Origin of the sequence: Streptomyces sp. 13-12-16, from assembly GCF_002114215.1 — a bacterium.
In the GTDB taxonomy this organism is placed as follows: domain Bacteria; phylum Actinomycetota; class Actinomycetes; order Streptomycetales; family Streptomycetaceae; genus Streptomyces.
On record NZ_NCTE01001272.1, the window covers coordinates 1 to 3,296 of the forward strand.

Consider the following 3,296-nt stretch of genomic DNA (forward strand, 5'->3'; position numbering starts at 1 on the left):
ACCCACCGTCGCCGAACTGGCGCGGCGCACGGCCCGTTCCGACGCCGCCGCCCGGCCCGCGCTCACGGCCGGGGAGCGCCCCGCCGAGCTGCCGCTGTCCCACGCCCAGCAGCGGCTGTGGGTCGTCCAGCAGATCGAGTGCGCCTCCGCCGCGTACAACTTCCCGCTGGTGACGCGGGTGCGCGGACCGCTCGACCATGAGGCGTGGCGCGCCGCCCTCGCCGATGTGACGGCCCGCCACGAGGCCCTGCGCACCCTCTTCGCCGAACGGGACGGCCGGGTGTTCCAGCGCGTGCTGCCCGCCGACGAGGCCCACCCGCCGGTGGAGCACGTCCGGGCCGCCGAGGCCGAGGTGCCCGCCGTCGTGGCCGCCGCGGTACGCCGGCCGTTCGACCTCGCCCGCGAACTGCCCCTGCGCGCCACCCTCGTGGAGATCACCCCCGAGGACCACGTCGTCGTGCTGCTGCTGCACCACATCACCACCGACGAATGGTCGGACCGCCCCTTCCTGCGCGACCTGGCCACCGCCTACCGCGCCCGCCTCGCGGGCACCGCCCCCGCGTGGCGGCCGCTGCCCGTCCAGTACGCCGACTACGCCCTCTGGCAGCAGCGGCTGCTCGGTGACCCGTCCGACCCCGGCAGCCAGGCCGCCCGTCAACTGGCTTACTGGCGCGCCACATTGGCGGGAGCACCCGAGGAACTCGACCTGCCCGCCGACCGGCCGCGTCCCGCGCGTCCCGCGTTCTCCGGGGCCGCACTCGACATCGAGTTCGACACCGCCGTCCACGAAGGGCTCGGCCGGCTCGCCCGGTCCACCGGCACCAGCATGTTCATGGTCGTCCACGCGGCCGTCGCCACCCTGCTCCACCGCATGGGCGCCGGAACGGACATCCCGCTCGGCGCGCCCATCGCGGGCCGCGGCGACCAGGCACTGGACGACCTCGTCGGCTTCTTCGTCAACACCCTCGTCCTACGGGCCGACCTCGGCGGCGACCCCGGCTTCACCGAGCTGCTCGCCCGGATCCGCGCGACCGACCTGGCCGCGTTCTCGCACGCGGACGTGCCGTTCGAGGCGGTGGTGGAGGCGGTCAACCCGGCCCGGTCGCTCGCCCGCAACCCGCTGTTCCAGGTGATGGTCGGCCACCACGTCCGTACCGGTGACGCGCTCGAGCTGCCCGGCCTGAGCGCCGAGTACCTGCCGTTCCCGGTGGAATCGGCCAAGTTCGACCTCGTGTTCAGCTTCACCGAGCGGCAGCGGACCGACCACGACCCGGGGTCGCTCCGCTGCCGTCTGGAGTACGCCACCGAGCTGTTCGACCACGGGAGTGCCGAGCGGATCGGCGAACGGCTGCGCAGGCTCACCGCCGCCGTCGTCGCCGCGCCCGAACAGCCCGTCTCCCGGGCGGAGATCCTCTCCGCCGAGGAACGCCACCAGGTCCTGGAGCGCTTCAACGACACCGGACGGGACGTCGAGGAGGCGTCCCTGCCCGCCCTCTTCGCCCGGCGGCTCGCCGAGCGGCCCGACGCGGTCGCCGTCGTCGAGCGCTCCCGCCCGGTGACGTACGCACGGCTCGACGCACGGGCCGACCGCATCGCACGGCTCCTCGCCGCGCACGGCGTGGGCACCGAGAGCGTGGTCGGGGTGGCCGTACCCCGCTCGACCGACATGATCGCGACCGTGCTCGCCGCGCTGAAGCTGGGCGCCGCCTTCCTGCCGCTGGACCTGGCACACCCGGGCGACCGCCTCACCTACATGATCGAGGACTCGGGCGCCGCCCTCGTCGTCGGCAGCGAACCGGTGGCCGGCAAGATCCCCGAGGTGCCGGGCGTCCCCGTGGTGCTGCTCGACGCCCCCGCGACCGTGACCGCACTGGACCGCCTGCCGGACACCCCCCTGGACGCCCGCCCGGTCGCGCTGGACCAGGCCGCGTACGTCATCTACACCTCCGGTTCGACGGGCCGGCCCAAGGGCGTCGTCGTCTCCCACGAGGGCGTCTCCAGCCTGGTCGCCACCGCCGTCGACCGCATGGACCTGCGCCCCGACAGCAGGGTGCTCCAGTTCGCCTCCATCGGCTTCGACGTGTTCGTCTTCGAACTGGCCATGGCCCTGTGCCACGGCGGCCGGCTCGTACTGGTCCCCGACGAGGCACGGGTCGCCGGAGAGGCGCTCACCGACTTCCTCGCGGACCAGCGCGTCACCCACATGATCCTGCCGCCGTCCCTGGTCTCCGCCCTGCCGCCCGGCTGCGCCCTGCCCGAGGGGTCGACCGTCCTGGTCGGCACCGAGACGGTCCCGCCGGACCTGTTCGAACGCTTCGGCACCACCGCCCACCTGATCTGCGCCTACGGGCTCACCGAGGCGACCGTCAACTCCACCCTGTGGCCCTCCCGCGCACACGGATCGCGCACGCCCGGCCGGGTCCCCATCGGCCGCCCCGACCCCAACACCCGCTGCTACGTCCTGGACGAACACCTCCGCCCGGTCCCGCCCGGCGTGGCGGGGGAGCTGTACGTCGCCGGGCGCGGTCTCGCCCGCGGCTACCTCGGCAGGCCCGCGCTCACCTCCGAGCGGTTCGTCGCCGACCCGTTCGGACCGCCCGGCGGCCGCATGTACCGCACGGGCGACCGCGCCCGCTGGCGGGCGGACGGCAACCTCGACTTCCTCGGCCGGGTGGACACCCAGGTGAAGATCCGCGGGTTCCGCATCGAGCTCGGCGAGATCGAGGCGGCCCTCACCGGCCACCCGGCGGTCGGCCAGGCGGCCGTGACCGCCGACCGCGACGGCGACATCGTGCGCCTCGTCGGTTACGCCGTGCCCGACGGCGGCGCGGACCTCGACCCGCGGGCGCTGCGCGCCCATGTCGCCGGACTGCTGCCCGAGTACATGGTCCCGGCCCTCGTCGTACCGCTGGACGGCCCGCTGCCGCTGACCCCCAACGGCAAACTGGACCGCAGGGCGCTGCCCGCGCCGGACTGGTCCTCCATGACCGGCGACGCCCACCCCGCCACCCGGACGCAGGTCCGGCTGGCCGGGCTGTTCCGCGAGATCCTCCGGCTGGACGACGTCGGCGTCCACGACGACTTCTTCGCGCTGGGCGGCCATTCGATGGCCGCGATGCGGCTGCTGGGCCGGATCCGCACCGAGTTCGGCACGGAACTGGGCGTCCGGGACGTCTTCGACGCACTGACCGTCGCCGGCCTCGCCACCGTGCTCGACGGGGCGGCCACCGCCCGCCCCGCGCCGCGCCCGGCCGGGGACGGAGCGGAGGTGGACCCCGGCCGGCCGGTCGCGCCGG

General features: G+C 74.9%; 1 protein-coding gene. It reads left to right on the forward strand.

Translation table 11 applies throughout. The annotated features are described in order from the left end of the window. The coding region (locus tag B7767_RS39255; protein ID WP_143652904.1) for a non-ribosomal peptide synthetase at positions 1 to 3,296 on the forward strand (3,296 nt) is incomplete at both ends.